1 protein-coding gene is annotated in these 1,841 nt (G+C 48.7%); it reads left to right on the top strand.

What is annotated here, in order from left to right; genetic code table 11:
* Positions 1 to 1,338 (top strand): glycoside hydrolase family 2 protein (locus ACRC27_RS11185; protein ID WP_438639896.1); only part of this gene is annotated, 1,338 nt, incomplete at its 5' end.
* Positions 1,339 to 1,841 lie beyond the last annotated feature (503 nt).

Raw genomic sequence — 1,841 nt, 5'->3', positions numbered from 1 at the left:
CTCGATGTTGAGCATGAGGTGCGTTATCAGGTGCAGCGTTTAGCCGACCATCCATCACTGGCGTTATGGTGTGGGGATAACGAGGTGATTGGCGCGATTGGCTGGTATCCAGAATCCCGTGAACAGCGCGTCAAATATACGGTGAATTACGATCGCCTGAATCGTCTGTTGGCCGAAGTTGTTGAGCAGGAAGACCCGTCGCGCCGCTTCTGGGCTAGCTCGCCGTGTAATGGGGAGTTAGATTTTGGCGATGCGTGGCATGATGACAACCGTGGCGATATGCATTTTTGGGATGTGTGGCACTCCGGTAAATCTTTTGATGCTTACCACAGTGTGAAACCGCGCTTTTGCTCCGAGTTCGGTTTTCAGTCATGGCCATCGTTGCCCACCGTGAAATCCTTTGCCGAACCGGATGAGTGGAATATCACTTCGCCAACATTTGAACAGCATCAGAAAAACGGGCGGGGCAATAGCATTATCACGGAGATGATCACGCGCTATTTTCGCTTCCCGATCAGCTTTGAACAGCAATTGTACTTAAGTCAGGTGCAGCAGGCGCTGGCTATTAAAACGGCAGCGGAATACTGGCGTGCTTATAAAAATCACTGTCGCGGCATTTTGTTTTGGCAGCTCAATGATTGCTGGCCGGTGAGTTCGTGGTCGAGTATTGAATATTCAGGACGCTGGAAATTGCTGCATCACCATGCGCGTCATTTCTTTGCGCCGTTAATGGCGACCTTTATTCATGAACCTAATGCGCAAGGCCAGCCGATGTTAACGTTGCATCTGGTTAATGATCGGCATGCCATGCAATCGCTGCATGGGGAAGTGTTGCAGATCAGCTGGCATGGGGACGTGTTACAGCGTTGGCCGCTAACATGTACCGCTGCACCAGATAGTGCTGCACCAATTTGGCAAATTCCGCTGCCCGAGCGTAATCCGAGTAACGCCTCTAGCAGTACGAATGCCTCAGAAAGCGAGGCGCGACGGGGATTTTATCATGTTGTTCTACATTCGGAGTCACCAAAGAATCAAGCTAATGAACGCATTGAAAATAGCTTCTATCCCGATGTGTTTAAGCGTTTACCGTTGCAACCAGCGCAGATTGAGTACCGTATTGGTGAAGATGAGCAAGGTTGCTATATCGAGTTGTGGAGTCAGCGTCCGGCGTTGTTTGTGCATGTCGAATATAGCGGCGAAGGGCGTTTTGAGGACGCAGGGTTTACCTTACTGCCTGAGGCTATTGGCGGGCGTCGTCGTTTACGTTTTATCGGCTCTGCGAGTTGTTCGGAATTGGCAGCAGGCGTGAAGGTTTACGATTTGCGCTCGACTTACTGAGTTCTGATGTATACGAACATGATTTATACGCATTTACTCTGTATTGATTACTGCATTCTGAATCGCCACCAATAAACTAGACCCTGCATAGGCTAAGCGCAGAAGTACTTAGCTCGAAAGAAGGGACACAAGGGATACAAGAAGGGAAGCGCGGCCTGCTCACACAGGCCGCTTTTTTTATGTCCGTCTTTTGTCGCTGTAGCTCCCTTTGGAAGATTGCTACTGGCTAATTCCGCACTTGGTGAGATAGGTGTTATCCCTGTACTTGATTGAATTATCACTGTTCATAAAACAATCTATCGATAAAACAAGCACCTAAACGGCAGAATAATTTATTCTTAATTAAACGACCGTTTAAAACGGATTAAGTGCTTAGCTAATTTTCACCATGCCGCACAACTGTGCGGAGTAAAAGACTGCCTCAAAATTGATAGCTGGCTGAGAGTTTGATATTACGCCCAGGCTCCAATGTGCCGTATTCCGGTGCGCCCCAGTAGAAACCG

Origin of the sequence: Plesiomonas sp. (assembly GCF_051650925.1) — a bacterium.
Classification (GTDB): Bacteria; Pseudomonadota; Gammaproteobacteria; order Enterobacterales; family CAMTGL01; genus Plesiomonas.
This window is presented reverse-complemented; position numbering and strand designations above follow the sequence as displayed.